The 2,253-nt window shown below is 57.7% G+C and carries 2 protein-coding genes; both read right to left on the bottom strand.

Annotated features, from left to right (window positions below; all coding sequences use genetic code 11):
• Positions 1 to 140: 140 nt before the first annotated feature.
• Positions 141 to 332 carry a hypothetical protein gene (locus tag G3480_RS26245; protein ID WP_164657145.1) on the bottom strand — a complete coding sequence of 64 codons (192 nt, stop codon included), beginning with the start codon at positions 330 to 332 and terminating at the stop codon, positions 141 to 143.
• A 122-nt stretch (positions 333 to 454) separates the two neighbouring features.
• Positions 455 to 1,699, bottom strand: a complete 1,245-nt coding sequence (locus G3480_RS26240; protein WP_164657144.1) for an EAL and HDOD domain-containing protein — start codon at positions 1,697 to 1,699, stop codon at positions 455 to 457.
• Positions 1,700 to 2,253: the final 554 nt, after the last annotated feature.

Genomic DNA, 2,253 nt, shown 5'->3' with positions numbered 1-2,253 from the left:
TCCTGCTCAAACGCCTTGGTCAGGCGGCTGCGCGGCGTATACCAGTCCAATGTCTGCGTGGTCGTCGGTCGATCCTCACAGCGCGGGCAACCGTAACGCTCAGGGCGCAGGACAATGAAGACCTGATGACCAAACATCGGTCAATGACGCAGGCTGATCTCCTCACCCAAGGCGAAAAAATCCTCGATCCAGGCTCCACAGCAATGGCAATGGCAACCCTTCTTGGTACTCGTGACGTAGATCTTCAGCACGTTGCCTTCCTCGAAGACAACACGCTCAATGGCAATGTCAGAGAGGCCAATAGAGTGACGAAATTGCTCAGGATCGATCATGCGAAGACTCGTGAATGAAACGGGCTCGAATAGACTTCGAGCATGGGTGGGCGGGTAAGCTGTTGATAAATATTGTATCGCACACTACTTGAGATCCGGAAGAGCCTCCTCATTTCCGCGCTTCAACCACGCCCCTCAAGCAGCAATTTCATCGCCTCATCAGTCCATTTGAGCGCTTCGATATAGGCCGACACATAGGCCTCGCAGGGAATGACGCATTGAGATATCTGCTCCCAGTCGCCTTCCTGGTAGGCGATGACGCGCCGCAGTAGCTCGCCTTGTGGACCCTCGCCGTCCAAGAGTGCCAGCTTGATCGGCATGCTCACGCACAGGTTGTCGAGCAGCGACATCATGTCGCTATCGAGCAAGGCGTCAATAATGGAGAGGAGCCCGACGACAAACATTTGGTCGCGGATCTCTGGCCAGTATCGCTCCGCGAGCCATTCGCACATGTAGGCTCGCAGCATGCCGGCAATCATGAGTTCACTGGGCTTACCTGTCGCCATGCGTCCCATCAAGATCAGGCTTGACCAATCCCGAACGCGATCAAGGCCCACGAGAACCAGTGCTTCTCGCAGTGACTCGACCTCGCGGCGGCGCGCGAAGGTCGCGCTATTGACATAGCGCAGGAGCTTGTACGCGAGCCCCACGTCCTGAGCGAGCACGCGTTCCACATCACGGAGATCAACCTCGGGATCCTGAAGCTGCTGCAGCAGCTGCAGCACGACAGCCTGATTGGCACCGACCACGCGGTGTCGCACCGTCTTCGGACGGCAGTAGAAGAAGCCTTGAAAATAGTCGAAGCCCAATTCTGTGCAGCGCCTGTGAAGCTCTGGTGTCTCGACCTTCTCCGCGATGATCGCGGCACCGTAGTCACGGAGCAGATGGAGTGCCTCGCGAAGCTGGTCTGACGAATACCGCAGGACGTCCAGTTTGATGTAGTCGGCCAGCTCAAGCAGCGGCTCGCAGCCCGGCCGGTAAACGAAATCATCGAGTGAAATCTTGTGCCCCAGCGCTTTCAGACGTTTCAGTCCGTCAATGACCTCAGCTTCCGGCTCGACATCCTGAAGGATCTCGACCACCACCTGACCTTCGAAGAACGGAGCCAGCGAAGGATCGATGATGAACCGGCGGGGCACGTTGACGAAGGCCAGCGCACTTCCGACCAAGGTATCGATCCCGATCTGGAGAAAGCTCCCGCTGATCACGGCCGAGGACGCCAGGTCGCCGTCATCGATGCGTGCGTAATCCACATTCCCATGGCGGTAGAGCAGTTCGTAGCCAATGACCCCCATCTCCCGATCATAGATCGGCTGCCTGGCCACGAAGATCTCTTGATCATTGAGGCGATCACGTACTGAGGTCATGGCCATTACCTGTTCGTTATCTTCGAGCGAAGGAGGCGTTATCGCCCGGCCTAACAATGAGCAGTAGGCGATTTCTGTCCAAGCGCATAGCAGCTGACGTGTCTCACAGCCCGCCTTGTGGGTCGCTCCGGCGATCACAGAGCCCGGCAATGCTCCCGCCGCTGCTCCTTGAAGGCAAACCTCGATCCGGCGCCATCTGGTATGAGATTGTCCGACAATCGCCTTAGTTGCATCTATCCTCCGGCACAAGATGATCGCGTGCCGGCAAAGTTCGCAGGATTGCCGAGAATCGCAAGCGATCCCCTCAACCAAGTCAAGCCTTAGGCGCTGCTGCTGCAGAACCACCGCAACGAAATCGGTCGGCTGGTCCGACCGCCTGACTCCACTTTCGAGCCGAGGTTTCGTAAGGGACTCGAGGCAGACACCAAGGGCCAACGCGGAGACTCTCGGCACTCTAGTGACGCCGTCGCAAGCACCTGCGTATTCCAGTGAAACCGGACACCCAGTCCGAAGGAAAGCGGACAGCCGTTCCGATCGAAGCCGGACAGTCAGTC

This window comes from Thiorhodococcus mannitoliphagus (assembly GCF_010915725.1).
Lineage (GTDB): Bacteria > Pseudomonadota > Gammaproteobacteria > Chromatiales > Chromatiaceae > Thiorhodococcus > Thiorhodococcus mannitoliphagus.
The sequence above is the reverse complement of the archived record's forward strand: the minus strand, read 5'-3'. Positions and strand labels throughout refer to the sequence as shown.

What these genes read in the sequence shown, in the direction of transcription:
- G3480_RS26245 (WP_164657145.1), bottom strand. Translation starts at nt 332, where the DNA reads ATGATCGATCCTGAGCAATTTCGTCACTCTATTGGCCTCTCTGACATT.
- G3480_RS26240 (WP_164657144.1), bottom strand. Translation starts at nt 1,699, where the DNA reads ATGACCTCAGTACGTGATCGCCTCAATGATCAAGAGATCTTCGTGGCC.